The sequence below is a fragment of the Pedobacter immunditicola genome, from assembly GCF_037482985.1.
In the GTDB taxonomy this organism is placed as follows: Bacteria; Bacteroidota; Bacteroidia; order Sphingobacteriales; family Sphingobacteriaceae; genus Pedobacter; species Pedobacter immunditicola.
On the sequence record NZ_JBBHKC010000006.1, the window covers coordinates 145,960 to 171,429 of the forward strand.

Here is a 25,470-nt window from a genome sequence, read left to right on the forward strand (position 1 = left end):
AAATGGCAAATGAAGAAATATCAAACTTGAGAGAAAGTACTGGCATATCCAAATACCTATGACCAAGTATTATATGAAAGGTGACCATTCGCTGAAGGGATTTAATTAATCAATGCGGTCGAAAGTGTTTATTTGGACGGTAAATTACAATAGCGTGAAGTATCAATTAATTAATTGAAATTGTAAAGCATAGAAACATGAAACATGCAATCAACATAGTGAAGTATTCTGGCAACGTGGTAGCTTTTGATGTCAATAAGCTTATTAATTCCTTAAGACGTTCCCAAGCATGTGAAGAATTGATTCAGCAAATAGTAGCGAAAGTTGAAAATCAATTATATGATGGTATTTCCACCAAAAAAATTTATCAAATGGCGTTCAAGATGCTTAAGGGTAAATCAAGGGTGAGTGCTTCAAAGTACAACCTCAAAAAAGCCTTGATGGAATTGGGACCATCCGGTTTTCCTTTTGAAAAATTGGTAGGTAAATTATTGGCCCACGAAGGGTTTGTAACAAAAGTTGGTGTAATCGTAAAAGGTGTTTGTGTGCAACACGAAGTGGATGTAATAGCCCAGAAGGATAATTATCATTATATGATAGAATGCAAATACCACAGTGATCAGGGAAGGTTTTGTAATGTAAAGATTCCCTTATATATCCAATCAAGATTTTTGGATATAGAAAAACAATGGGTACAATTAAAAGGCCACGAGACTAAACTTCATAAAGGAGGTGTGTACACCAATACCCGATTTACAAGTGATGCCATTCAATATGGAGAATGTGTTGGACTATTGTTGACAAGTTGGGATTATCCAAGTGGAAATGGTTTAAAAGATAGAATAGACAAATCCGGGCTACATCCGTTAACCGCTTTAACTACACTCACAAAAGCTGAAAAAACAAAGTTACTGGATGAAGGCATTGTGCTTTGCAAAGAACTTCATGGAAACCCGGGTTTATTAGAGAAAATAGGGATCCCAAAAGCAAGACATCAAAATATTCTCGAAGATTCAGAACAATTATGCGAAACTTTTTAAATAAGTAAAAGTGTTATTCACTATGCAGACAAGAGCTTGAAGCCGAGGGAACGGTATTTAAAACTAGGATAAATGTGAGGAATATCATTTTTTAACGTGTTTAAAGTCAGTGATTTTTGGATATCAAATAGCGTATTTTTGGTGAAGTAATTACAGAAATCATGAGAAAAAAACATCTTTTATTTTCTTTATTGTCGGTTCTTATAATATTTACTGTTAATGTGTATAGTCAAACTAAACCTGACACCATTAAATCAACGCCAATTTTTATTAACAAAAAGGGCGAAATTCATGATCATGGGTGGAATAAATTAGGCTTTATCACCAAAGATAATATTGTTAAAAATAATAAAGGAAAGACAATCTATTTTATTGATGGTAAGGGTAACGTAATTGACGCAGATGGAAAAAATTTGGGTAAAGCTCGAAAGAACGGCAACTATTACAATATTAAAGGCGAAAATGTAATTACTGTAAAAGATATCAATGCTGAAAAATGCGAAATACTAGACCCAAAAGGTCATTTTCTTGGTACTGTTCATAAAAACTATAAATTACACGCCTGTGCTGCCCACTGTTATTTTTTAACACAGCAAAAAAAAGAATAGGGATTTAAAATCTACGCCGCCGACCTGCGATATGGTGCATCAATAATTTTTGGGATTAAGAAAAGCAAACGAAAACATACTGATGCTGATTCTGTTCAAATCTTAAGTGACTAATAAATAGGTAACTCAAAAAAAACATAACAATAAGTTAAAAACGTTTCTGATTTAAAGTGATTATTTTTTTTGGTATTTCATCTTTTGAAAATCCCGATTATGATTAAAGTAGAAAAATGTGGTATTATTCTAAGTCCTACAAAAAGGGAATTTGAAAATAATGGAGTATTAAACCCTGGCATTTATCAGAAAGGAAATGTTGTACACCTTTTCTATCGGGCAGTACAAGATGGGAATTATTCTACAATTGGATATGCCAAAATTGATGGGCCACTTAAAATCGTAGAAAGATATGAACAACCTTGTATCACCCGCGATTTCGATTATGAGAAGCATGGTGTTGAAGATGCAAGAATAGTGAAAATTGAAGACACTTATTATTTAACATACACCGCTTACGATGGCATCAACGCAAGGGGGGCACTTGCTACATCAAAAGACTTGTTACATTTTGAAAAACATGGAATAATTACTCCACAAGTAAATTACCCCGATTACGAATGTTTTGTGATCTGCTGTAATGGTAGCAAACTAAATCCAAAATACCATTATTATTATAACCTTTTTGCACAAATAGGTGTAGTAGCAGACGAATTCAGGTTCCTTAGGGATAAAGATGTAGTGTTATTCCCAAGAAAGATAAATGGAAAATTTGTCATGTTGCATCGGATATGGCCAGGTATCCAAATAGTTTATTTTCAAGATTGGAAAGATTTGAATAAATCATTTTGGGAAAATTATCTTAAAAACCTGACAGATTATATTGTTCTTGATCCAAAAAGCATTTATGAGGTAAAATATATCGGAGCGGGCGGCCCACCTATTGAAACTGACGACGGTTGGATTTTGATTTATCATGGCGTACAAGAAACTATAACCGGAAAAACTTACCATGTCATGGCAGCTTTGTTACAAATAGATAAACCGGAAATTGAATTGTCAAGATTGCTTCATCCCCTTTTTTCTCCAACTGAAGACTGGGAAAAGGGAGGGGTGGTTAATGATATTGTTTTCCCAACTGGCCATGCCTTGTTTGGAAATGATCTTTACATATACTACGGGGCAGCAGACAAACATATAGCAGTAGCAAAATTGGATATAAACGAATTGCTTTTTGAATTAAAAAAGCAATCCAAATGAAATTTTTTAAAACTGGAAAGAGAATTCTAGTGATCAGCCCATGCCCGTTTTTTGAGTCCGGATAGCGGACTTTATCCAACTACATTATATAATTCTGTTCAAAATATTGTTTGGAGAGTTATCACATCATTCAATATAAATAACCTGTCTGAATGAAGACTTATCATTGATGTCTATTAAAAAGTTTTATCTAAAAAAAATCACTTTCTGCGATGATTGAAAAAATTATTGACTGGTCCATAAATAACCGTTTTTTTGTTTGGTTAGGCATTGTTATGATCAGCATAGGGGGGGGGTATTCCATCATGAATATGCCTGTGGATGCCATACCTGATCTTTCCGAAAATCAAGTGATTATCTACACAGAATATATGGGACGAAATCCCACCATCATGGAAGATCAGATCACTTATCCGCTGGTATCAAACCTTCAAGGAATTCCAAAGATAAAATCTATTCGTGCGGCTTCTATGTTTGGTATGAGTTTCATTTTTGTAGTATTTGATGATGGGGTAGATGACTATTGGGCGCGTACAAGGGTATTAGAGCGACTGAATTATGCGCAACGATTTTTGCCACAAGGAGTTACCCCAACATTAGGTCCCGATGGAACAGGACTTGGTCATGTTTTTTGGTATACGCTTGAAGGTGATGGTTACAATCTAGGTGAGCTAAGAGCATTACAAGACTGGTATGTAAAATTTGCCTTACAAAATGTGGAAGGAGTAAGCGAAGTAGCCACATTTGGTGGATTCCAGAAGCTTTATCAGGTTACTATTGACCCACACAAATTAATTTATTATGGTATTCCTCTGATGGACATTACAAAGGCTGTTGCTGCAAATAACCGTGATGTTGGAGGTAGTCTGTTTGAAATGAATTCTACTGGTTACTTGATACGTGGTCAAGGCTATATTACAGGGCTGGAGGATATTAAGGATATCTCAGTTGGTACTTACAAATCTATTCCCGTATTTCTTAGTGATGTTGCAGAGGTGCAGATGTCACCGGATTTGCGTTTAGGAATAGTAGAAGAAAATGGCGAAGGTGAGGTTGTGGGTGGTATCGTAGTGCTACGATTTGGAGAAAATGCTAAAGATGTAATTGAACGGACGAAGGAAAAGATAAAGGAGGTTGAAAAAGGGTTGCCCCTTGGAGTGAAATTTAAAACAGCTTATGATCGAAGTGATCTAATTCTTGCGGCAATTAGTACGCTAACAGCATCGCTCTGGCAAATGATATTGATCGTATCGGTAGTTGTAATCATTTTCTTATTCAGTATCCGCAGTGGGCTAATTGCCATTGCCTGCATCCTCTTGTCAGTTCTTATCGGTTTTATTCTGATGCAACTATTTGGTGTGACTTCCAACATCATGTCACTTGGAGGAATCGCCCTAGCAATCGGTGATGTGGTAGATCCCGGAATTGTAATGGCTGAAAATGCCTATAGATCTTTAACAAACCGAGTATTAAAAAACCAAGGAACGAATTAATATGTCATTAGATAAACCAAAAAAGGAAATAGAACGCATCGGCAATACAGATGAAATTTCAGAAGAAGAGCGTGTTAAAATTATTAAAGAATCTTCTAAAATGATAGGACGTTCTGTCTTTTTCTCTGTTCTAATTATGATAATTTCATTTGCGCCAATTTTATTCCTCACCGGTCAAGAAAAAAAGATGTTTTCTCCCCTTGTGTTAACCAAAACATTTTCGCTGATCGGCGCTGCAATTCTTGCAATTACCGTCGCCCCAATGTTAACACGTACCTTTATGAAGGGAAAGCTTATACCTGAAAGTCGAAATCCGGTATCGAACTTTTTTGTCACTCTTTACAAACCTGTTGCAAGGTTTTGCCTTAACTGGCGCAAAACGGTTCTTGCGGCTTGCCTTGCACTATTGATTGGTAGTATTCCATTGGTCACCAACCTGGGAACAGAGTTTATGCCCCCACTAGATGAGGGCTCATTATTGCTCATGCCCGTTACATTACCTGATGTTTCCAACTCTGAAGCAAAAAGAATCCTACAATTGCAGGATAAGATCATCAAAGGTTTTCCTGAGGTAGAAAATGTATTGGGTAAAGCCGGGCGTGCCAACACGGCTACAGATAACTCACCTATCAGTATGATTGAGACCATGATTATTTTAAAGCCAAAAAAATTGTGGAGGAAAGGCTTGACTAAAGAAAAACTGATTGCTGAAATGAATGAGAAAATTCAGATACCCGGAGTTGTTATAGGATGGACCCAGCCTATCATCAACCGGATTAATATGTTGTCTACTGGCATTCGTACTGATGTAGGGATTAAAGTGTATGGCAAAAATCTGGATAGTATATACAAAATTGGCCGACAACTAGAAAACACCATTAAAGGTATTGAAGGTTTGGAGGATTTATATGTAGAGCAGCTTACCGGTGGTAAGTATTTGGACATTAAAATAAGGAGACGTGACATAGCACGCTATAAATTGAATGTCGATGATGTAAATATGGTAATTGAGAGTGCATTAGGTGGGATGGTGCTGACTACTACAGTAGAAGGCAGAGAGCGTTTTAATGTTAACCTGCGCTTAGCACAGGAATATCGGAATGACATTGATGAAATAAAAAGAATTCCGGTTCAAACAATGAATTATGGTGTAGTTCCGCTTTCGGCGGTGGCTGATATAAAAGTTACAGAAGGACCACCCATGATTAATTCAGAAAATGCCATGTTAAGAGGCACTGTGTTATTTAATGTTCGCGGAAGAGATATGGGAAGTGTCGTAAATGAAGCAAAGAAACGGGTTGATGAGGCTTTTAAAAAGCTTCCACAAGGTTATTATGTAGAATGGAGTGGTCAGTACGAAAACCAGGTTAGGGCAAATCAACGCCTAAGTATAATTATTCCTATAGTATTATTGATTATCGCCTTTATTCTCTTCATCACTTTTAACTCTTACAAGGCAGTGCTAATGGTTTTTGTCAGCGTTCCTGTAGCGCTTATAGGAGGAGTTTACTCTTTATATTTTTACAATGTAAACTTTTCAGTCGCTGTTGCTGTAGGTTTCATTGCGCTTTTCGGTGTTGCAGTAAGTACCGGCGTTTTAATGATTTCCTATATGAACGACACTGTTAAAAAACTGGCTGAGGAACATGGAAATAATTCGAAAACCATCAGCCCTTCTATGCTAAAAGAGGCTATTCTTTTTGGCGCTACACAAAGGGTACGGCCACTGCTGATGACCGTATTGGCGAACATCCTGGGTTTGATCCCGGTGCTGGCTTCAACCGGAACAGGAAGTGATGTAATGAAGCCCATTACTATTCCTTTTGTGTTCGGGCTAATAACTGCCACCCTTTTTGTGTTGATCGTACTGCCTGTTATCTATAACCTGATAAGGGAATGGGAATTAAAAAAGCACGGGAAAATGGAAGTGCTGGAAATTGGTGAATAATACGCGATATAATCATGAAAAAAATTACATCAATACTATTTGGCCTATTATTAATAGCCAGTTCAACCACAGCCCAGGATACTGCTCGTCTTTCTCTGCCGGATGTTTTCAAGGAGATTGATAAATCATACCCCTTTCTGCGCCTTTATGAAAATAGGATCAGTAGTATTAAAGCGCTTGCAGATGGCGCCAAAAGCTGGATGCCGCCAACAGTATCTGTTGCAATTGATAAGTTTCCCTATCAATTGGGGATGATCAAAGAAAGTTCACCCATGAACCAAGCCGGTATTATGTTTTCGATTGAACAAATGATACCAAATCCTTCTAAGTTAAAGGCAAAAAGAGAGTACATCTTGTCACAGCAGAAAATAGCTAGAAATGATGCTAATTGGGAAAAAAATGTTCTGCATTATGCAGCAAAGCTTTACTATTACCGTCGATATACTGCTGAAAAAAAATTGAAACTAGTCGGTGACTACGGAGATCTACTACAAATGCTAATCAAAACGGCAAGAGAAAAGTATGTATACAACCAGTCTGATTTGCCTACTATTTTTAAGGCAGAAGCCTCATATAGTGAATTGAAAAATATGGAAACCATGCTGCTTTCACAAATTGCTGAATCTAATATTGGGGTTAACACATTGATGAATAGGGATGTGGATATGCCTTTTTTAATTGATACGGCTTTTCAGCCGACAGACTATAAAGCTGATTTTTTGAATGCTTCCGATACTTCATTTCTCAATCGTAGTGATATTCTTGCAATGGGAAGCAAGATAGGCTCCATGAGAAGCAATCAACGTTTGGCCGCTACCAGCTCAAAACCGGATTTTGGTATCCAGATCAGTCATGGGCAAATGTTTGGCATGCCCAATCAATTTTCAATTATGGGAATGATCACCTTTCCAATAGTTCCCTGGTCATCTCGAATGTACAAATCTGAAGTACGTTCTATGAACTTTGATATTGAGGCTATGGAGAACGAACGGGCTACCATGCGGTTGATGACTAAGCAAATGATCCGCGAAAGAATTACAATGTTACACTATGAGCACCAACAGCTGAAAAATTTAGATACAAGTATCATACCTGCCTACCGGAAAAATCTGGAAAGTAATCTGATTGCCTATCGTCAAAACACCGGAACTTTTTTTGTGTTGCTAGATGCCTGGAACATGCTTTTGATGAAAGAAATTGAGCGAGTAGAAAAACTTGGGCAGGTACTCGCCCTTCATGCAGAATACGAATACCAAAGAGAGGAGAAATAAAAGCCATGAAAAAAAATAATCTGGGTTTCAGTAATGAATTAACCGCATGCTGTCTAGTCTTTTTTACAATGCTGTTGCTGGCTTCCTGTAGTTCGGGTTCCAATGAACAGGAACATCCGGGAAACCATGCAGATGAAAAAGATGCACCTATTGATAAGGTTCTAAAGACGTCACAGGGAAACGATTCGACTAACGAAACATTTTGGAATAGTTTACCCCCGAATCATATTGTTATTTCAAAACAAGCGACAGTAGTAGTAGGAGACAACAGCCAGCAATATACACTTAACGGAAATGGGTATATAACATTTGACCTGAGCCGAAACCGTAAGGTGCCTGTGCGTATCGGGGGACGAATTGAACGACTTTATACAAAGTACAATTATCAGTATGTCAAAAAAGGGGAGAAAATTCTGGACTTATACAGTCCAGAATTAAACACTTATGTTTCAGAGTACCTTTATTTAAAGCGAAGAACCAGTGACTCTGTAATGATAGATAAGGCCATACAAAAGTTATTGTTACTCGGATTATCCAGGGCCCAAATTTTAAAGATTAATCAAAGCGAGACAGTGCCATATACTATTTCTATTTACAGTCCTTTCGAAGGATATGTATTATTTAACCCATCGGCTGCAGGAAGTAGCATGGGTAATCAAAGTACTTCAGGCGCAATGCCGGATGAAATGAATGGTTCGGCCTCCGGTTCCTATATGGAGATCCCTGGGACCACTTTGCCTGATAATACCATAAGAGAAGGTATGTATGTTAGCAAAGGACAGACCCTATTTTGGATTAACGATTTCCAGCAGGCCTGGGGCATCCTTGCTTTTTCGCATAAAAACGAAAAGAAATTAGAACCGGGATTAACTGTGTTAGTGAAAAGTGAATTGTTTTCAGACCAAATATTACGTTCTGTCATCTCAACTATTGAGCCGGTTTACAGCAGCGAACAAAAATTTACCCAGGTAAGGCTACATCTGCCTAATACAGGTAATATGTTGAAACAAAATTCTCTTATTACAGGAACGGTGACTGTTAGTGCACAATCGATTATAGTACCAGCCAACAGTGTGTATTTTCTAGGTAATACAGCTATTGTTTGGGTACAAAAAGCCATTACCAAAGAAGGTAGCAATGTATTTCAGGCAAGATCGATAGAAATTGGCAGTCGGAATACCCAAAATATTGAAGTGTTAAAAGGTTTAAACCGGGGAGATATTATAGCAAAAGATGCGGGATATTTAGCTGATAGTGAAAGCATAATTCAATACTAAATCATGAAAATTAAATATTTATTTTTTGTAGCATTAGGGAGTATAGTAATGACATTGATGCAGTCATGCACTTCAAAAAAGAATGAAGATCCTGTGCAGCATGCAGAAACCCATGATAAGCTCGATTCTACTATTAAAGAAGAGGATAATGAGGAAATAATACTACTTACCCCTCGCGATGAACAGCATGCTAATCTACATATCGATACGATAAGAATAAAGGTAATGGCCCAATTTTCAACGGTATTGGGAACAGCGAATTTTGATCAACAAAAAATTAGTGTTATTACCTCTCGAATCCCCGGAAGGCTGGATGAATTATTTGTACGAAATCCACAGCAATATGTGAAGAAAGGTCAGCCCCTTTATGCGATTTATAGTGAAGAGCTTCAGGCTTATAAAGAAGAATTAATCACCGCCCATCAAGCCAGAGCAGAATCATCTGGATTGGAAGCGTCTTTTGATACACTTATTGCAGCGGCAAGAAGAAAGTTGATGTTATTGGGGCTAACGAATGTTCAAATTGCACAATTAGAAAAAAATAAATTAGCATCCCCATTAATTAACTTTTACAGTCCGGTTTCTGGAACCCTAACAGAGCTGGATGTAAGTGAAGGGCAATATGTTGAAGAAGGAACGGCATTGTTCCGTATAGCAGATATATCGCAATTATGGATAGAGGCCCAAATGTACCCCAGTGAATTAAGATGGCTTAATAGCAAAACGACCTTTATGGCGGAGTTTGACACTTTCCCTGGCGAGATGTTTAAAGTTGTTCCAGTATTTGACAACCCTGCTTTAGAAGCAGATAGTAAAATAAGCTTAGTTAGATTTAAAGTTGATAATTCTTCACTTAAATTAAAACCTGGAATGATGGCCTATATAAATATAAGGAGAGGAGAAAAAAAGACATTAGTAATTCCAAAGAGTTCGATCGTAGTGGGTGAAATGATCACAGCTTGGGTTAAGACAGGAAATGGAAAATTCGAGAATCGAATTATAAAATTGGGAATCCAGAATAAAAAAGAAGTTGAAGTCCTTAGCGGTTTAAAAGAAGGAGAACTGATCGTTACCAATGGGGCCTATCTACTTAATAGTGCGTTAGTATTGAAAAAGGGTAGCGGAATGTCTCCGATGGAAGGAATGGAGATGTAAGCTGTTAAAAGAAAACGTGTAAGAAGCATAAGTATATAGACACGCTTGAATAAGAAAACCAACACCATAAAAATGGAGCCTGCTAGTGTTAATTTAGATTTTTATGCAACTTCTGTTGACGAAGCTGTGACGCTATTAAATAGTAATTTGAACCAAGGTTTATCTGAAGAAGAAGCAAAAGAAAGATTTGGTCACTTTGGTCCGAATGCTATAGCTGAAGCAAAGTCAATTACTTCTTTTGAGATTTTGGTTAATCAATTTAAAAGTCCTATCGTTTTCCTGTTGCTTTTTGCAGCAGCATTATCTTTTTGGTTTAAAGAATGGCTAGATGGAATTGCCATAATTATTGTTCTTTTCATCAATGCCGCGATTGGTTTTTATATGGAAATTAATGCCAGGAAGTCGATGCTAGCATTGAAAAATCTTTCATATGTACCTGCAAAAGTTCTAAGAAACAAAAAGCTAAGCGAAATCAATTCTGAAAATATTGTGCCTGGAGATATCCTATTCGTCGAAGCGGGCGATATGATAACTGCAGATGGCAGGATTTGCCAATCCACACAATTGTTGATTGACGAGTCAGCCTTGACCGGGGAATCGGTTCCGGTCGAAAAAAACATAGTTGTTCTACCTGCCCAAACAGTACTTGCAGACCGTGTTAACATGGCATTTAAAGGTACTTTTGTTGCTAAAGGAAATGCTTATATACTTGTTAGTGCAACCGGTAAACAAACAGAATTAGGAAAGATTGCAACCATGATCTATACTTCGGAGCAGGCAGCAACACCTTTAGAAAGAAAACTGGAAGATTTCAGTAAAAAACTGATTAAAATAACGGTTGCATTGGTGGTTATAATATTTATTGCAGGGTTAATTAACGGACAACATGTAATTAAAATGCTGGAAACTGCTGTTGCTTTAGCTGTAGCAGCCATTCCCGAAGGTTTACCCATTGTGGCAACAATGTGTCTGGCTCAAGGTATGCTAAAAATGTCACGCTACAATGTTATCGTAAAAAAGCTTTCAGCCGTTGAAACTTTGGGAGGCACTAATGTCATCTGTACCGATAAAACTGGCACTCTTACGCAGAACAAAATGAAAGTGGTGTGTGTGAATACCTTTTCAGGCACATTTAAAGATAATATGTCTTTTCCTAGCAAGGGGACAGCTTTAAATCTTATTTTTAATGGTGCCGTTTTATGCAACACAGCCGACATCCAATTACCTGGGGTAGATGGTAAAGAAATAGGTGATCCTTTGGAAATAGCCTTGTTAAAGTTTGCTCAGGACAACGGGAAAGATATTAATAAAATCCGCAATGAGTTTCCAAAGAAAGGCGAAGAGCCATTTTCAAGCGAAACTAAGCTTATGGCTACATTACATGAACATGACGGTAAGTTCCTTGTTTTCGCAAAAGGAGCTGCAGAGGAATTATTGCTTAAGTGCACCATGATTTTTGAAGATGAAATTGTTCCCCTGAATAGCTTGAAGAAAGACCATTGGATGAGTATAGTCGAAGAATTCGCCGCATCCGGTCACAGGATGATTGCCATGGCTTATCGCGAAACTGCTAAGGTCCCACTTTTATTATATGACAACCTAGTTTTACTTGGGTTTGTAGGCATGATAGATCCGCCAAGGCCTGAGGTGTTTTCAGCAATTAACGATTGTAAAACAGCCGGGATTAAAGTAGTAATGATTACCGGCGATCACCCCTCTACCGCCCATTATATAGGTGCTCAACTAGGTGTTTCAAAGGAAGGAGAAGTACCAGTGATTGGAAAGGATATGAAAGACTATGAGAATTTAACTGAAGATGATAAGCAGCATTGGATAAATACCTCGGTATTTGCACGGGTTAATCCAAAGCATAAGTTAGACCTGGTAAAAGTTTTTCAAGAGAAAGGGTATGTCGTCGGAATGACAGGTGATGGAGTTAACGATGCTCCAGCTTTGAAAAAATCTGATATTGGTATTTCTATGGGTCTACGGGGAACACAGGTGGCTCAGGAAGTTTCAGATATGGTTTTAAAAGACGATTCCTTTTCGTCTATTGTAATTGCAATCAAACAAGGACGTGCTATTTTTGAAAACATTAGGAAATTTGTCACCTTTCTTCTTTCTTGTAACCTTAGCGAGTTGGTAGTCATTGCATCTGCGGCTGTCATGAACCTTCACTTCCAATTACTGCCTTTGCAAATACTTTTTATAAATCTAATTACAGATGTGTTGCCTGCTCTTGCTTTAGGCGTAACCAAAGCAAGTTCTGAAATCATGCAATTGCCCCCCCGGAAGTCAACAGAGCCTATTATTAACAATGACAGGTGGAAACTTATTTTCTTCTACGCTTCAGTTATAGCTGTTGCCAGTTTATCAGCCGTTTTTATAAATCATTATGCCTATCATAAAGGTGAGCCGTGGGATATTGTGATGTGTAACAATATCCTTTTCTTTACAATTATCTTTTCCCAGCTTTTCCATGTATTTAATATGGGTACGGGTCACTTTTTTAACAATGAGGTTATCAAAAATAAATATGTTTGGTATTCGCTGATAATAAGCATTCTCATTGTGATTGTAATGATACAAATTACTTATGTTCGAGAGGCTTTGAACATCATCCCCATGACAATAACCGAATGGACCCTAATTCTTTCTGCCTCCGTTTCTTCTGTCATGATTATTCAGCTAGGGAAACGTTCAAAGTTATTTCAAAAATATAAATGACAGTGGTAAAGTTTTAAATGGTGTACAGAGGAGATTGTGTTTATATATTCTAATTTGTGGGATCCCTATTTTCAGAAGCGATAAAAAACCGTTACAAATACGTAACGGAGCAAAATTTTGAGGTTTCAAAAAAAGTGATTAAATTGCTTTTGTAAGTCAGAAACGAGGATTTTTGCCCCATATAAAACGGTCAGACTAGAAGACTCATAATCTTTTGGTCGCTGGTTCGAGCCCAGCTGGGCCCACAAAAGCGAGCAAACACTTAAATAAGTCGTTTGCCCGCTTTTTTTACTCCCCATTTACCTTGACGCTCCCCGAAGTTTATTCTGACATCACCCTGCCTGCTGCCTTAGTTTTTCTCATAATAAATACGATACCAGATGTTCCACCAGAACCTGAATAGCTATAGTTATAATCAAGGGTCTGAACAAGTTCAAACTGGCTTTCAACCATATAGTTCAAAACTGCTGCATATGATTTCTTGTTTGTTAGCTTTTCAGAGTATTCCTTACCAGCTTTTAATTGTTCAGGGGTGTCTCCGAAATCGACATCTACCTTTAGCTTTTTAGAAAATAACTTACCCTCGATCAAGATATAAACGTAAGTGTAAGTCTTATCCTGTGTTTGGATTTCTGTTTTAGTTCTTCGGACGGTTTGCGAAAAACTTGATACGGAGAGTACTGTGATAAACGCTAGTGTTAGAATTATTCGCATACTAAATTCTTTCATCTGCCCTGCCGCAATCGTCTTGACCAGCGACCTCTTTATAGGAACAACCATTAGCGTTCCTATGAAGGGGTTTGTGGTTTGCCCTTTGAGATTATCATATACTGAGTTAAGTGTTTCTTTTACCATGGCGTTAACTTTCATAATGTGAAGATATAAAAAAGAGCAAATGTTCAGATTAATTGCCATATTATTGATGAAACGCAAATCGGTCAAGAATTGATTCGAGAAACGCCCAGTTGGGCGCACAAAGTCAAACACCACCTCAAAAGTAATTTTAAGGTGGTGTTATTCGTTTTTAGGAGCCGACCTCTGTTGGCAATACGCCCAATTGCTTCGTCTTTTGGGCAGGATTTACATAATTTTTGTTAAACTTAACGTGAAACCGTTACAAATACAATACAGAAATTTTGCGGTGCTAATTGAAAAAATTACGCAATTGTTAGTGCAAAGGGTATTCGTATTGCAAAATCATGCTCAAGGAAGTATTTGTTTTATTATATCTTGGCCTCAAGTTAGGAGGGGCTCTTGGACGACCTTCGATGTGACCAGGAATTATCCTGCGTTCAACATTAATTTAAAAGGCGGAATCAAACCTTACGAAATTATACATTGAATTTTAAATTTCCACAAGCATGAAAAACTTGATTATGTTAATCTCACTTGTATTTTTTCTTTGCTCATGTAAAAATCCAGGAAATGAAATCGCTTCCGAGAATTACATAGAATTAAGTGATGACCTCAAGAGGGTTGTAAGTAGATATATCGATTATCAACCCTGTAATGATTGTATGTATGAAATTTATTTCGATAAAATCGAACCTCATTACCATCAAGTAATTCTTTATAAGGGCGATAATTCGCTTACTGTTGACGAACATCAAAGGAGTGGAAGGTCTCCAATATTATACACTACGATAATTGGGAAGAAAATATACTTATTTACGGGAGGGGAACGGTATTTTAGGTCTTCAAAGAAAGTAATGAAGACCAAAAAAATATTGGGCAGTGCGAGTAAATCTTTCGATGTATGGGTTTTATCTGACAGTTTGAATGAACGAAGGATAGACACATTTGAACATGTTTATCCTTTCTTACCATTGCCAGCGAAACGTGAATTCCCCACTCCATTTTAACCTATTGTATATTGGCGTGGGATAGTTTTATGGAAGTGTAAATAAACATTAAGTTAATATTAATTCACCCGATTTCAGTTATATAAGGTGGGCAATAGGCGATTTTTTCAATAACCCCATATTATAGGGCATAATATCTCTTAATTTTGAAGTTATGATACAAAAACTTATTCAAATTGATAATGCAGGGGCTACTATCATCATCCGGACAATGGTAGGTTTTGTATTTCTATCTGAAGGTATTCAAAAATTTCTCTTTGCCGGCAAATTGGGAGCTGGCCGTTTTTCGAAAATAGGATTATCAAATCCTGAATTTTTAGGGCCGTTTGTTGGTAGCTTTGAAATCGCTTGCGGTATACTAGTTTTAATTGGTCTTTTAACCAGGATTTCCGCTCTTCCTTTACTGATCATCATGTTAGTCGCTATGGCTACCACCAAAACGCAGTTGTACATAGATAAGGGCTTCTGGTCAATGCTCCATGACAGCCGAACAGATTGGGCTATGTTCTTAGGTAGTATATTCTTAATTGTGAAAGGCGGGGGAAGATGGTCTCTGGATAAAAGTTTATGGAAGCAAAACAACAGCCATTAAAAGAGCTGGCAATACTATTTTTTAAATTAGGTTGCATTGGTTTCGGTGGCCCTGCAGTCCATATCGCCATGATGGAAGAGGAAGTAGTGAGAAAGCGTAAATGGTTCTCCACTGAATATTTCCTTGATCTTGTAAGTGCTACTAATTTGATACCAGGGCCTAATTCAACAGAAATGACCATGCATATTGGTCATGAAAGGGCTGGATGGAAAGGGTTAATAATAGCAGGTGTATGTTTTATCCTGCCTGCAGTAATTATTACCGCTGTATTTGCATGGGCTTATCAGCAATATGGTAAACTTCCTCAGGTAACCCCCTTTATCTACGGCATCAAACCAGCAATCATCGCTGTGATTGTTTCCATGATGATCTCATTAGGAAAGAAAACGTTAAAAACAGTTCAATTGGCTATGATTGGGGTTATTTCAGCAGCATTCGCTATATACGGGCTGAATGAAATATATATTCTTTTTGGTGGAGGTTTGATTGGTACCTTGACACATTTTGCAAAGTCACCCCCACAATCATTAAAAAGCATTACCCCAGTTGCGTTATTGCAGATAGGTGTATTGTCAGTTGATAAATTTGATTGGAAGCTTTTTTTGATTTTCCTTAAAATTGGTTCGATCCTATATGGAAGTGGATATGTATTGTTTGCCTTTCTAGATACAGAATTAGTTAAAACAGGCTTATTAAGTAAACAGGAATTGATTGATGCTATTGCCGTAGGCCAATTTACGCCTGGCCCTGTTTTTTCCGCTGCTACCTTCATTGGTTGGCAGATTGCTGGTTTGCCTGGTGCAATCGCAGCAACAATAGGGATATTCCTTCCATCATTTTTATTTGTTTCCTTTTTTAACCCATTGATACCTAAACTGCGGAAATCAAAAATGATGTCAGTCTTTTTAGATAACGTCAATGTTATTTCTATCGCTATCATTTTAGCCATTTGTATAGAAATGGCCCAAACATCAATAACAGACTGGAGAACAATTTTAATCGCAATTCTGGGATTTGCAGTTACCATAAAATTCAAAAGTCTAAATAGCGCTTTTGTTGTAATAGGGGGAGCCTTGCTTGGCTCTTTTTTATGGCTTATATAGACACAGAAAGGGCAATCCGTCAAATGATCCGGTGGTTTTTTTCAATTGCTAATGGATTAGCTGTGTTTATTTATTAACCCTGCTTATAATATTTTAAAACCCTCAATGCTCTTAATGTATTCCAGCTTCTTTTTCATATTTGACTTTGGCAAATTGGAAGTAGTCGACCAACCCTGCTGGTATTCCAAGGTGTCAAGTCTAGCTAAATAGTAATGAATGATGAAGTCATACGCCTAAGGTTCCTTAAGGTATACATAGGCAGCTTTCTTGATGAGTTCTGCATGCTCAACCGCAGCTTATAAATATTATAGATCGTAAAATCCTCCGTTTACTTGGCTTTTGCCTTACTTTTCACAAAAAGACTTTTAATAGGACAACTTCTTGTCATTGCAGTAACCGCAAAGTAAACGATGAATGGCGCAATGAAATACATTGTTTTCATATTTAAATACCAGTCAATTGAAACACTGACAATAGGAATGAATATTACCAATACACTCCTCACCAGTGCATCAATAGCGGTGACATTCTGTACCTCATCCTTATCGAATAAGGTAAATTTAGATTTTGCTTTTCCAGTCTTTTTGAGCAGGGGATCTGATTTTTTTAGTAGAGTTTCAGGTTCGGTTGCAGGGGTTTCACTTAAAATCGTCGTCTCAACATTGTCTTCAAATTGTTCTATTTTCATTTTCAAATATTTTAAAGTAATAATCTATTTTGGCTGCGGACATTCCATTCCAGGTGATTAATAATAATATCACTAAGTTCGGCATAATCATGTCGGTAAAAATGTATTAAACAGTTGAAAGCATGTCAATAATGGTTAAAAGAATCTAATTGCGGAAAAACGCAGGGAAGGGCAGTGGTTAAAGTATTACATGGCTAATTTGTAAACCATACCAGCCCAGCCAGGTCTACAATGGAAAGACAATCAGTGATTTGTATTTGTGTTGAGCGAAGTTTGCTTTTAACCTGAGCAATTTTTTATTCATAATTTTACAATTTACTGCCTTAACTTGCCTCAACAATTTCGTTATTTACAGATTATTTGGTAGAAGACGATACCTAACCACTGAGTTTGCATATTCAGCTTAATGGTTTATAATAGTTTTATACGAATACAAACACCTCATAAGAATAATAAAATGAATAAAATGTTAATGATAGGGCTAGTGGCCTTAGTGTTCTCGTCATGCCAGTCTGACTCAGGGAAAAAGGAAGTCGCACTTACACCAACTCTAAATGGAGCATCTAGTGAGCAAACACCTTCCGCACAAAGACCAGCAAATAATCCTGCACACGGTCAGCCATTCCATGATTGTGCATTACCTGTAGGTGCAGCATTTGCAGCTGAAAATCCAGCAGCGCAACCCGCAGCTTTGCCAGCTCCGGTAAATTTGCAACCAGAAGTTCAGCAACAAGCTGCACCTGCAACAAAAGAAGTGAAGCTTAATCCAGCTCACGGTGCTCCAGGGCATAAATGTGAGCTGCCTGTTGGTGCGCCTTTAAGTTAACATAAAGATAGTGTACGTTAGAAGACACATCATTTTTTGGCTGCTGGTTCGAGCTGTCACAAAAAAACCGCCTTACAAAGAAATTTGGAGACGGTTTTTTTGTTTTTTACGACAAATAACTAGTTGATGGTTTATTATCCTACAATAACTTTGACGGAAGCACCAGTAATGGAATGTTTTGATTCGATATTGCCGTTTTTGTGACACTTTTATAAATAAGCCTGCCAAAGAAATTACGTTGGTGATGCATCATGGCCAGGACATCTGAATTGTTTTCTTCACTATAATCTGTTAAGCGCTCTATAACATCTTTTCCGCTGACAATTTTATAACTTAAGTGCGGGTAATTAAACTTGTCTGCAAGTTCTGTAAATTCTGACGCTCTACGCTCCATTAATTTTTTATCTTCGTCAAATTGTCGGATATGAACAATTTCCAGCCGAAAATTAAGACGCTCACCAAGATGAAACAGGTAATTTAAAGAACTCATTTCTTCAAGATTGAAATCAGATGCGTAAGTGATTTTATCTATTTCATTCAAAGTAATTCCTTTTGGTATAATTAAAATGGGTCGCTCACATTCATTAATTACTGACTGGGTATCACTCCCCATTAATAAATGTTCAATGCTGTTGCTTGATTTTGAACCCATCACCACCATTTCAACTTCATTTTCCTGGATAAAATGTTTAACACTTGAACCCAAATTTCCTTCAGAAATATGTATTTGAATTGTTGGTTTATGCAGTTTGGTATCAAGTCCTTTAATTTCGGTATGAAGCCAATCTGATAATTTGTTCAACTTTTCTTTTGTATCCTGCTCCCAAAGGGTAATTCCCTCGTCGATCCAGGGTGTTCCTGCATAAACATCGGTAACTGGTATTAAAAGATAAGTGCTGAACAGAACGAGATTGGCAGGAAGTTTAGCGCCTAACATGATGCAAGATGCTGCTACATTATTGACGGGATTTTCAGGATCAATCAATATTAATATCTTTTTCATGGCTCTCCGTTTATTAATTTATCGCATGCATATTTTCTATTAAATTAGATCAAAATAATGTGAATTATAATGTTGATTGTCAGGTGTCTGTGTGATGTTTGTCATGATCTTGATTTGCAAGAAAAGCAGCCGTTGAATTATGAAAAATGCTCATTGTACACTCGTATTTTAGAGGTGGCAAACTGTAGAAAAACGAATCAATTCTTCATTTTTATGAGCTTTTCAGTATTCAACAGTTTAATCAAATCACCATTTTTTTCAAGGATCCCTTCGCATTTAAAATCCGTTAACGTCCTGCTCACTGTTTCAACTGCCATGCCGGCAATTGCTGCAAGTTCTTCTCTGGAAATAACAATTTCATGGACATCCTGTGATTTTTTACTCAAACGTAATAAAATACTTGCAAGGCGTTTCCTAACAGATTGGTAGGCGAGTTCAAGCATTTGTTCCTCCTTCTCCTGAATATGATTAGATAAGATTCTGATAAACGCGGAGCTTATATCAGGATGTTGATTTAACAGATTAATAATTTGATCTTTAGGTAGCAGGTATACTGAAGTATTTTCAATGGCCTCAGCAGTTTCAGTAAAATCGTCGTCGAGCAAAAGTGTATTCAGGTTGATGTAATCGTTTGCTTGATATAGGCCGGTGATCAGCTGTCGGCCATCTTCAGCTGTTTTAATCGTTTTTATGCTCCCTTCTGCTATCAGGTACAAACCGGCCGGAGTGTCACCTTCATAATATAGAATTTGTTTTTTTTTAATCCGTTTAATTTTATAACCTTTAACTAGTTCTTTTAATTCCAGGATCCCTTTATTTGTTCCTGCAAAAAGCTGTTTCTGGTTTTCCAAGGCAGGACTTTGATAAGACCTTTGGCGCAGGTGCTTATTAATCCTTGTTTCAATGGCATGTAGCAAATCAATATTGTCGAATGGTTTTGTGAGGTAATCGTCAGCACCCATTTCCATCCCCTTTCTAAAATCTATCATGTCGTTCTTTCCGGTAAGAAAGATAAAAGGGATATCGGCAGTGTTGTCATTCTTATTTAACAAATACAAGACACCATATCCGTCTATCTCGGGTATCATGATGTCACATAAAATTAAGTCCGGTTGATGCTTGACTGCGAGATTAAACCCTGATTTTCCATTGTCGGCTTGAAGAACGCTATAACCAGAGAGTTCAAGAATCTCCATACAGCTTTCTCGAATATCAATATTGTCTTCAATTATAAGAATAGTTTTCATCATTATATGATTTTCTTTAAGGGCGATTAAAGGCAATTTTTGACAACTATTTCAGTAGATGACTATAACATATTGAAAACCAATAATGTTTAATGAGCTTAAAAAGTATTCCTTCAATACCATAAATGGTTGGTTTACAACAGATTTAATTGCGATGATTAAGATCATGACGCTTGCTGATAGCGGTCATTTGAAAGTCCGGTGGAAGTGTTGAAATTCATTAATTGGATTCCTATTAAAAATCTAACATCATGAACAGGTTTTTAACACCAGAGATTAAAGAAATTATTGAAACGGTTCACTGCCGTCCTTCAATTTCTCTGATCATGCCTTTTGTAGCGAAGATAAACTTGGAAACTGAGTTGAGTCAGTCATTTAAAATTGCGGTCGATAAAGTGGAACGTGAGCTTAAAAACAATTATGCGGAAGAGATCTCCCAGCTCTTGATTCGGAAATTGAATGCAACTATAGATAAAGTTGATAAAAAAATTCCAAAAAAGGGGGTAGCTATTTATGTCTCTTCTGTATTTGAAAAAATGGTCTATCTGGATGTTATAGTCCAGGAACGTATTGTCATTGATGAATCGTTTGCAATCCGTGATCTTATTTACAGTAAGAAACAATGTCCCAAATATCTGTTGCTTTTATTGAGCGCAAAACGCTTTAGTATTTATATCGGTAACCTAAATCAACTTACTAAAATTGGAGCAAGCATTCCAGAATCCATTTATGCTTATATAAATGAATGGCCCGAAAAGGTAGCCAATTTCACCGATTCAAATGATCGCAAGCAGATTGTAATGCAAAAATTTTTACAGCATATCGATACAGATCTTGGTAGAGTCATTCAAGAATACCAATTACCAGTCTTTCTGATGGGAACAGAAAAATTATTAGGTCATTTTAAAAAAATAAGCAAACACATTGATGCTATTGCAGGGTACATCAATGGTAATTACGATAAAATGAGTTTTGCGGATTTGGAAGAAATATTAAAATCTAATCTGGAAGCATGGCAAGGTGAAAAAGATAAAATAGCAGTTAACATCCTGGATACTGCCGAAGGAAGAAACAAATTGGTTAAAGGAATAGAACCCGTATTAGCGGCTGTAACAAATAATATGGGCAAGAAGGTATTTGTTGAAAGTAGTTTTGTTGATGATAATGGAGTGTCTTATAAAAGGGATGCTGTTGATAAAATCATAGAAAAAGTGATGGTAAACGGTGGCGATGTTGATTTTGTCGACGCTGAGCGTTTAAAGAACTATGAACACATCGCGCTGGTTACCTATTAATTGAACACTTGGACATTATTTACCACCTTAAATTTAAGTATTTGCCATGAAAACACCTGTAAAATTATCGTCTAAATCCAGCCAGTATTATGTGATAGCCGAACGGTGGGCTTCTGATCTGGATTTTTTCAAGGTAGAAAGTGACTTTTTTCACCATTTGTTAAATAAGTATGTGAACAGTTCAGCTTCAACTACTTATTTTGAAAAACTAAAGAAGTTGGGCGGGGAATTAAAAGTCCTTGAGGAAGAAAGGCAGAAAATTGAAATATTAGTGGGTGAACTGCTCAGCCAGATTGCATTAGTGGCTAACGATAGAATTCCTGAAAATCTGAAAAAAATTGATACGAGCCGTACTACGCTTGAATTGTTAATGGTTGAAATTACCAAAAAGTATAGGGAACTGAAACGGGAACTGTTTAATACGGTGGAGAATATAAATTGACTAATGTGGATGAATAAAAATGCAGACGCCTGATTATTGTTTACTCGGTCTCTTTTTAACGCTTTGGTCCTGCGCTGAAAGGATGGAGCGTACTTCTCCTGTGATAAAGCCGATAACCGAATCAGTGTACGCTTCGGGGATTATTAAAAGCGCGGGACAGTATCAGGTGTTTTCTACGGTAAGTGGCCTGGTCCAGGAAATTTACGTGCAGGATGGAGATACTGTGGTTAAAGATAGCCCCATTTTAAAACTTTCTGCGCAAACCGCAGAGCTGAACCAGCAGAGTGCTCGTCTTGACCGGCAGTATAATCTAGAGAAAGCTATGGGTGAATCTTTAAGGGATTTGGAGATCCAGATCGCCTTGGCAAAAAGTAAGATGGAAAATGATGCATTGCTATTGGAACGGCAAAAAGATATGTGGAAGAATTCAGTTGGTTCATTAAATGACCTCGAACAACGCGAACTTACCAGTAAGAACTCGACTACAACCTATAACTCCCTTCTGCTGAGGTATAAAGACCTTAAAAAACAGCTTAAATATAACCTGGATCGGAGTTTAAAGAACTTAGAAATTACCAGTGCAGTGGCAAATGAATACCTCATTAAAAGTAAAATAAATGGCAGGGTCTATGATCTGCTTAAAGAACCTGGAGAATTGGTTACCCCACAGACCCTTATTGCGATCATAGGGGATGCACATGATTTTTTTGCCGAGCTACAGGTAGATGAAAATGATATCACCCGCATCAAATTAGGGCAGGAGGTGTTGATTACAATGGACAGCTATAAGGGAAGTATATTTAAAGCTACAGTTTATAAAATTGATCCTTTAATGAGTGAAACATCAAGGTCTTTTACTGTTGAGGCTATGTTTGTGTTGCAGCCGGCTGTACTTTACCCAAATTTGACAGCGGAGGCCAACATTGTCATCCAGACCAAGAAAAAGGCCCTAACAATCCCCAGGGATTTCCTTATCGACGACAAATATGTACTGATGCAAAATTATAAAATGAAAGAAGTAGTGTGTGGTTTGAAGGACTTTCAGGAAGTAGAGGTGTTAAGTGGACTGAAAGCCGATGATGTGATTTTAAAACCAGCAGAATGAACTTAGGTCTTATTTTCGATATTGCAAAATTGCTGCTGCTGGCTCGCTGGAGACAAACACTGGTAGCCGCTATCGGTGTAACCTTCGGAATTACGATGTTTATTGCATTGCTGGGTTTCATGAATGGCTTAAATGATCTTTTGGATAGTTTGGTCGTAAACAGGGTGCCACATGTCAGGCTGTATAATGAAATTAAAGTAAGTCCTGAACAGCCTGTAAATCTGGCTTTTAAAGACGGAGATCAGCATAATTTCATCTCATCAGTCAAGGCTGCTCACACAAGAGAAGATATTTATAACAATGCGTCGATAATGGCAAAAGTAAATAATGATCCCAGGGTACTGGGTGCTACCCCAAGATTGATTACACAGGTGTTCTTTAAATCCGGGACCATTAATATATCGGGCATTATCAATGGAATTGAAGCCGAAAAAGAGATCCGTTTATTTCATTTCAATCAATACGTTATAAATGGTAATCCTATGGATCTCAAGCAGAGCGCTAACAATATTGTTTTGGGCAAAGGACTTGCAGATCAGCTTTTGATTGAGGTTGGAGATGTGGTACATGTCACAACACCAGCAGGCAATCAATTCCCGTTAAAGGTTATCGGTTTTTACCAATCGGGCATAAATGATATTGATAAAGTTCATAGTTATGCTTCAGTATTTACAGTTCAGAAACTGATGGCAAAAGCAAGCAACTACATTACCGATATTCAAATCAAATTAAAGGACATTGATCAGGCTCCGCTGGTTGCCAAAGAATATGCGAGTCTTTTCCATGTTGATGCTGAGGATATTCAGAAAGCAAACTCCGAGTTTGAAACAGGAAATTATGTGCGCAGTTTGATTTCGTATGCAGTGGGCGTTACCCTATTAACAGTAGCTGGTTTCGGTATATTTAATATTTTGAATATGATGATTTACGAGAAAATGGATACCATTGCCATCCTTAAAGCAGTAGGTTTCTCCGGAAAAGACGTGAACAGGATTTTTTTGATCATTGCACTTTTCATAGGCATTGCCGGGGGTTTTGCGGGCCTGTTATTTGGGTTTTTATTGTCTTTGGTGATTGATCAGGTTCCATTCCGGACCACTACTTTCCCTACCGTGACTACCTATCCTGTCAACTATAATTTAATATTCTATGGCATTGCTGTTTGTTTTTCTCTGGTCACTACTTACTTTGCCGGATGGTTTCCTGCCAGAAAAGCAAGGAATGTTGATCCTGTTGTCATTATTAGAGGGAAATGATATGGATAGGGTGATTTTGGAATGCAGGGCCATCAACAAGAGTTTTTACGATCCGGTAGAGGTCCATGTGTTAAAAAACATTTCACTTAAGGTCAACGAAGGAGAGTTTATTTCTATCGTAGGAAGATCAGGCTGTGGTAAGTCTACCTTATTGTATATTTTGTCTACGATGGATACAGATTACCGGGGCGAGTTGTTGATCAATAATGAATTAGTCACTCATCAAACTGAAGCTGCACTTGCAAGTATCAGAAACCAGAAAATTGGTTTTGTATTTCAATTCCATTACCTGATCAATGAGTTTTCCGTATTGCGGAATGTGATGCTGCCAGCATTGAAACTAGCGAAGTTTAGTAAAGAGGAAATTGAATTTCGGGCAATGGAAAAGCTTAAATTAGTTGGAGTGGATCACCTGGCCTTTAAAGGTGCCAATTTAATATCCGGTGGTGAAAAACAACGGGTGGCTATTGCGAGGGCGATGGTCAATGATCCGGCAATTATTATGGGGGATGAGCCCACCGGAAACCTGGATAGCCGGAACGCACAATTGGTATTTGATATCTTTAAAGAGCTTGCAGAATCTTATCGTCAAACATTGCTGATCGTAACCCACAACCAGAGCTTTGCTGAGCACTCGGGACGAATCATCGAAATAGATGACGGGCAGATTGTTACAAAGGACATGTTTTGATAGATAATTTCGCATAAAGATGATGCGTGTCATTTTTTTAAATAACTATTACAGTTAACTTAACTAAATATCTGGAACCAGGATTAAAACCAAATATCTTCCCTTAACTTAAGAAATCATGGATTTAACGCACCTTCACCTCTTGACCACCCATTTACCCATTTTTGGCGCATTTTTGGGAGCCATTGTATTGGCTTATGGTCTTTATGCCAATAGTCATCACACCAAACTAGCGGCTTACTTAGTCCTCATCGTAGCCAGCATTGGCGGCGGAATTGCTTATCTGACAGGGGAGCCGGCGGAAGAGACGATGGAGCTGATTCAAGGGATTTCAGAAACGATGATTGAAGCTCATGAGGAATCTGCTCAATTGGCTATTATCACATTAGCCATCCTGGGTCTATGCTCCCTTGCTGCTTTTGCCTTCGATGGTAAATTGATCGCTTATAGAAGAACTATTGCTTTTGTCATTTTAATCGTCTCTCTGATATGCTTTGGATTTGTGGCAAGAACAGGTTACCTGGGCGGTCAGATCAGGCACACGGAAATTGAAAGCAATGTTGTCAAATAACTTTAGCAATTTTTTA

The 25,470-nt window shown here is 37.5% G+C and carries 23 protein-coding genes and 1 tRNA gene; 20 read left to right on the top strand and 4 right to left on the bottom strand.

The annotated features are described in order from the left end of the window. The first annotated feature begins 197 nt into the window (after positions 1–197). The 10 genes from WG905_RS12110 to WG905_RS12155 all read left to right on the top strand — a co-directional run bounded on the left by WG905_RS12110 (position 198) and on the right by WG905_RS12155 (position 13,018). Positions 198–1,040: an ATP cone domain-containing protein gene (locus tag WG905_RS12110; RefSeq protein ID WP_339591987.1), complete on the top strand. Its 843-nt coding sequence runs from the start codon at positions 198–200 to the stop codon at positions 1,038–1,040. A 161-nt stretch (positions 1,041–1,201) separates the two neighbouring features. Beyond that, positions 1,202–1,648 (top strand): 5-fold beta-flower protein, encoded by a 447-nt coding sequence (locus WG905_RS12115; protein ID WP_339591988.1) that lies wholly within the window; start codon positions 1,202–1,204, stop codon positions 1,646–1,648. Between the two features lie 213 nt (positions 1,649–1,861). Continuing rightward, entirely contained in the window at positions 1,862–2,902 is a 1,041-nt protein-coding gene (locus tag WG905_RS12120; RefSeq protein WP_339591989.1) for a glycoside hydrolase family 130 protein, read from the top strand. 212 nt (positions 2,903–3,114) lie between these two features. After that, positions 3,115–4,395, top strand: coding sequence for an efflux RND transporter permease subunit (locus WG905_RS12125; protein WP_339591990.1), 1,281 nt, complete (start codon positions 3,115–3,117; stop codon positions 4,393–4,395). Between the two features lies 1 nt (position 4,396). Continuing rightward, positions 4,397–6,343, top strand: a complete 1,947-nt coding sequence (locus tag WG905_RS12130; RefSeq protein WP_339591991.1) for an efflux RND transporter permease subunit — start codon at positions 4,397–4,399, stop codon at positions 6,341–6,343. 14 nt (positions 6,344–6,357) lie between these two features. Then, entirely contained in the window at positions 6,358–7,614 is a 1,257-nt protein-coding gene (locus tag WG905_RS12135; protein WP_339591992.1) for a TolC family protein, read from the top strand. 5 nt (positions 7,615–7,619) lie between these two features. Further along, positions 7,620–8,891: an efflux RND transporter periplasmic adaptor subunit gene (locus WG905_RS12140; protein WP_339591993.1), complete on the top strand. Its 1,272-nt coding sequence runs from the start codon at positions 7,620–7,622 to the stop codon at positions 8,889–8,891. Between the two features lie 3 nt (positions 8,892–8,894). Then, positions 8,895–10,046 carry an efflux RND transporter periplasmic adaptor subunit gene (locus tag WG905_RS12145; RefSeq protein ID WP_339591994.1) on the top strand — a complete coding sequence of 384 codons (1,152 nt, stop codon included), beginning with the start codon at positions 8,895–8,897 and terminating at the stop codon, positions 10,044–10,046. A 45-nt stretch (positions 10,047–10,091) separates the two neighbouring features. After that, positions 10,092–12,773 carry a cation-translocating P-type ATPase gene (locus WG905_RS12150; protein ID WP_339591995.1) on the top strand — a complete coding sequence of 894 codons (2,682 nt, stop codon included), beginning with the start codon at positions 10,092–10,094 and terminating at the stop codon, positions 12,771–12,773. Positions 12,774–12,954: 181 nt separating this feature from the next. Further along, positions 12,955–13,018, top strand: a tRNA-Met gene (locus WG905_RS12155). A 76-nt stretch (positions 13,019–13,094) separates the two neighbouring features. Here the strand turns inward: WG905_RS12155 and WG905_RS12160 are convergent. Further along, a complete protein-coding gene (locus WG905_RS12160) occupies positions 13,095–13,643 on the bottom strand; it encodes a hypothetical protein (RefSeq protein WP_339591996.1) in 549 nt (182 codons plus the stop codon). A gap of 491 nt (positions 13,644–14,134) precedes the next feature. Between WG905_RS12160 and WG905_RS12165 the strand changes: the two genes are divergently transcribed. The 3 genes from WG905_RS12165 (at position 14,135) to chrA (ending at position 16,330) form a co-directional block, all read left to right on the top strand. Then, entirely contained in the window at positions 14,135–14,635 is a 501-nt protein-coding gene (locus tag WG905_RS12165) for a hypothetical protein (RefSeq protein WP_339591997.1), read from the top strand. 154 nt (positions 14,636–14,789) lie between these two features. Then, a complete protein-coding gene (locus WG905_RS12170) occupies positions 14,790–15,227 on the top strand; it encodes a DoxX family protein (protein WP_339591998.1) in 438 nt (145 codons plus the stop codon). Beyond that, entirely contained in the window at positions 15,203–16,330 is a 1,128-nt protein-coding gene (gene chrA / locus WG905_RS12175; protein ID WP_339591999.1) for a chromate efflux transporter, read from the top strand. The genes WG905_RS12170 and chrA overlap by 25 nt, the downstream gene beginning before the upstream one ends. A 328-nt stretch (positions 16,331–16,658) precedes the next feature. On the opposite strand, the gene WG905_RS12180 is transcribed toward chrA, so the two are convergent. After that, entirely contained in the window at positions 16,659–17,018 is a 360-nt protein-coding gene (locus WG905_RS12180) for a hypothetical protein (RefSeq protein ID WP_339592000.1), read from the bottom strand. Between the two features lie 466 nt (positions 17,019–17,484). On the opposite strand from WG905_RS12180, the gene WG905_RS12185 reads away from it, so the two are divergent. Continuing rightward, the gene (locus tag WG905_RS12185) at positions 17,485–17,844 is read left to right on the top strand and encodes a hypothetical protein (RefSeq protein WP_339592001.1); all 360 of its coding nucleotides are present in this window, start codon (positions 17,485–17,487) and stop codon (positions 17,842–17,844) included. 139 nt (positions 17,845–17,983) lie between these two features. Here the strand turns inward: WG905_RS12185 and WG905_RS12190 are convergent, their stop codons facing one another. Together WG905_RS12190 and WG905_RS12195 are read right to left on the bottom strand one after the other, a co-directional pair. Beyond that, on the bottom strand, positions 17,984–18,847 hold the full coding sequence (locus WG905_RS12190) for a universal stress protein (RefSeq protein WP_339592002.1): 864 nt from the start codon (positions 18,845–18,847) through the stop codon (positions 17,984–17,986). 197 nt (positions 18,848–19,044) lie between these two features. Beyond that, the gene (locus WG905_RS12195; protein WP_339592003.1) at positions 19,045–20,097 is read right to left on the bottom strand and encodes a response regulator; all 1,053 of its coding nucleotides are present in this window, start codon (positions 20,095–20,097) and stop codon (positions 19,045–19,047) included. Between the two features lie 248 nt (positions 20,098–20,345). On the opposite strand from WG905_RS12195, the gene WG905_RS12200 reads away from it, so the two are divergent. From WG905_RS12200 to WG905_RS12225, 6 genes are all read left to right on the top strand, one after another. Then, complete coding sequence (locus tag WG905_RS12200) at positions 20,346–21,389, top strand: baeRF3 domain-containing protein (RefSeq protein WP_339592004.1); 1,044 nt, start codon at positions 20,346–20,348, stop codon at positions 21,387–21,389. Between the two features lie 46 nt (positions 21,390–21,435). Beyond that, entirely contained in the window at positions 21,436–21,831 is a 396-nt protein-coding gene (locus WG905_RS12205) for a hypothetical protein (RefSeq protein ID WP_339592005.1), read from the top strand. Between the two features lie 19 nt (positions 21,832–21,850). After that, entirely contained in the window at positions 21,851–22,936 is a 1,086-nt protein-coding gene (locus WG905_RS12210; RefSeq protein ID WP_339592006.1) for an efflux RND transporter periplasmic adaptor subunit, read from the top strand. Next, positions 22,933–24,192 carry an ABC transporter permease gene (locus WG905_RS12215; RefSeq protein ID WP_339592007.1) on the top strand — a complete coding sequence of 420 codons (1,260 nt, stop codon included), beginning with the start codon at positions 22,933–22,935 and terminating at the stop codon, positions 24,190–24,192. The genes WG905_RS12210 and WG905_RS12215 overlap by 4 nt, the downstream gene beginning before the upstream one ends. Then, complete coding sequence (locus WG905_RS12220) at positions 24,170–24,883, top strand: ABC transporter ATP-binding protein (RefSeq protein WP_339592008.1); 714 nt, start codon at positions 24,170–24,172, stop codon at positions 24,881–24,883. Before WG905_RS12215 ends, WG905_RS12220 begins: the two co-directional genes overlap by 23 nt. A 118-nt stretch (positions 24,884–25,001) precedes the next feature. Continuing rightward, entirely contained in the window at positions 25,002–25,454 is a 453-nt protein-coding gene (locus tag WG905_RS12225) for a hypothetical protein (protein WP_339592009.1), read from the top strand. Positions 25,455–25,470: the final 16 nt, after the last annotated feature.

Excerpts from the sequence above, each read along its gene's own strand:
- WG905_RS12110 (WP_339591987.1), top strand. The coding sequence starts at position 198 with ATGAAACATGCAATCAACATAGTGAAGTATTCTGGCAACGTGGTAGCT.
- WG905_RS12205 (WP_339592005.1), top strand. The coding sequence starts at position 21,436 with ATGAAAACACCTGTAAAATTATCGTCTAAATCCAGCCAGTATTATGTG.
- WG905_RS12195 (WP_339592003.1), bottom strand. The coding sequence starts at position 20,097 with ATGATGAAAACTATTCTTATAATTGAAGACAATATTGATATTCGAGAA.
- WG905_RS12190 (WP_339592002.1), bottom strand. The coding sequence starts at position 18,847 with ATGAAAAAGATATTAATATTGATTGATCCTGAAAATCCCGTCAATAAT.
- WG905_RS12180 (WP_339592000.1), bottom strand. The coding sequence starts at position 17,018 with ATGAAAATAGAACAATTTGAAGACAATGTTGAGACGACGATTTTAAGT.
- WG905_RS12135 (WP_339591992.1), top strand. The coding sequence starts at position 6,358 with ATGAAAAAAATTACATCAATACTATTTGGCCTATTATTAATAGCCAGT.
- chrA (WP_339591999.1), top strand. The coding sequence starts at position 15,203 with ATGGAAGCAAAACAACAGCCATTAAAAGAGCTGGCAATACTATTTTTT.
- WG905_RS12140 (WP_339591993.1), top strand. The coding sequence starts at position 7,620 with ATGAAAAAAAATAATCTGGGTTTCAGTAATGAATTAACCGCATGCTGT.
- WG905_RS12120 (WP_339591989.1), top strand. The coding sequence starts at position 1,862 with ATGATTAAAGTAGAAAAATGTGGTATTATTCTAAGTCCTACAAAAAGG.
- WG905_RS12130 (WP_339591991.1), top strand. The coding sequence starts at position 4,397 with ATGTCATTAGATAAACCAAAAAAGGAAATAGAACGCATCGGCAATACA.
- WG905_RS12145 (WP_339591994.1), top strand. The coding sequence starts at position 8,895 with ATGAAAATTAAATATTTATTTTTTGTAGCATTAGGGAGTATAGTAATG.
- WG905_RS12200 (WP_339592004.1), top strand. The coding sequence starts at position 20,346 with ATGAACAGGTTTTTAACACCAGAGATTAAAGAAATTATTGAAACGGTT.
- WG905_RS12225 (WP_339592009.1), top strand. The coding sequence starts at position 25,002 with ATGGATTTAACGCACCTTCACCTCTTGACCACCCATTTACCCATTTTT.
- WG905_RS12160 (WP_339591996.1), bottom strand. The coding sequence starts at position 13,643 with ATGAAAGTTAACGCCATGGTAAAAGAAACACTTAACTCAGTATATGAT.
- WG905_RS12185 (WP_339592001.1), top strand. The coding sequence starts at position 17,485 with ATGTTAATGATAGGGCTAGTGGCCTTAGTGTTCTCGTCATGCCAGTCT.
- WG905_RS12165 (WP_339591997.1), top strand. The coding sequence starts at position 14,135 with ATGAAAAACTTGATTATGTTAATCTCACTTGTATTTTTTCTTTGCTCA.
- WG905_RS12215 (WP_339592007.1), top strand. The coding sequence starts at position 22,933 with ATGAACTTAGGTCTTATTTTCGATATTGCAAAATTGCTGCTGCTGGCT.
- WG905_RS12170 (WP_339591998.1), top strand. The coding sequence starts at position 14,790 with ATGATACAAAAACTTATTCAAATTGATAATGCAGGGGCTACTATCATC.
- WG905_RS12115 (WP_339591988.1), top strand. The coding sequence starts at position 1,202 with ATGAGAAAAAAACATCTTTTATTTTCTTTATTGTCGGTTCTTATAATA.
- WG905_RS12210 (WP_339592006.1), top strand. The coding sequence starts at position 21,851 with ATGCAGACGCCTGATTATTGTTTACTCGGTCTCTTTTTAACGCTTTGG.
- WG905_RS12125 (WP_339591990.1), top strand. The coding sequence starts at position 3,115 with ATGATTGAAAAAATTATTGACTGGTCCATAAATAACCGTTTTTTTGTT.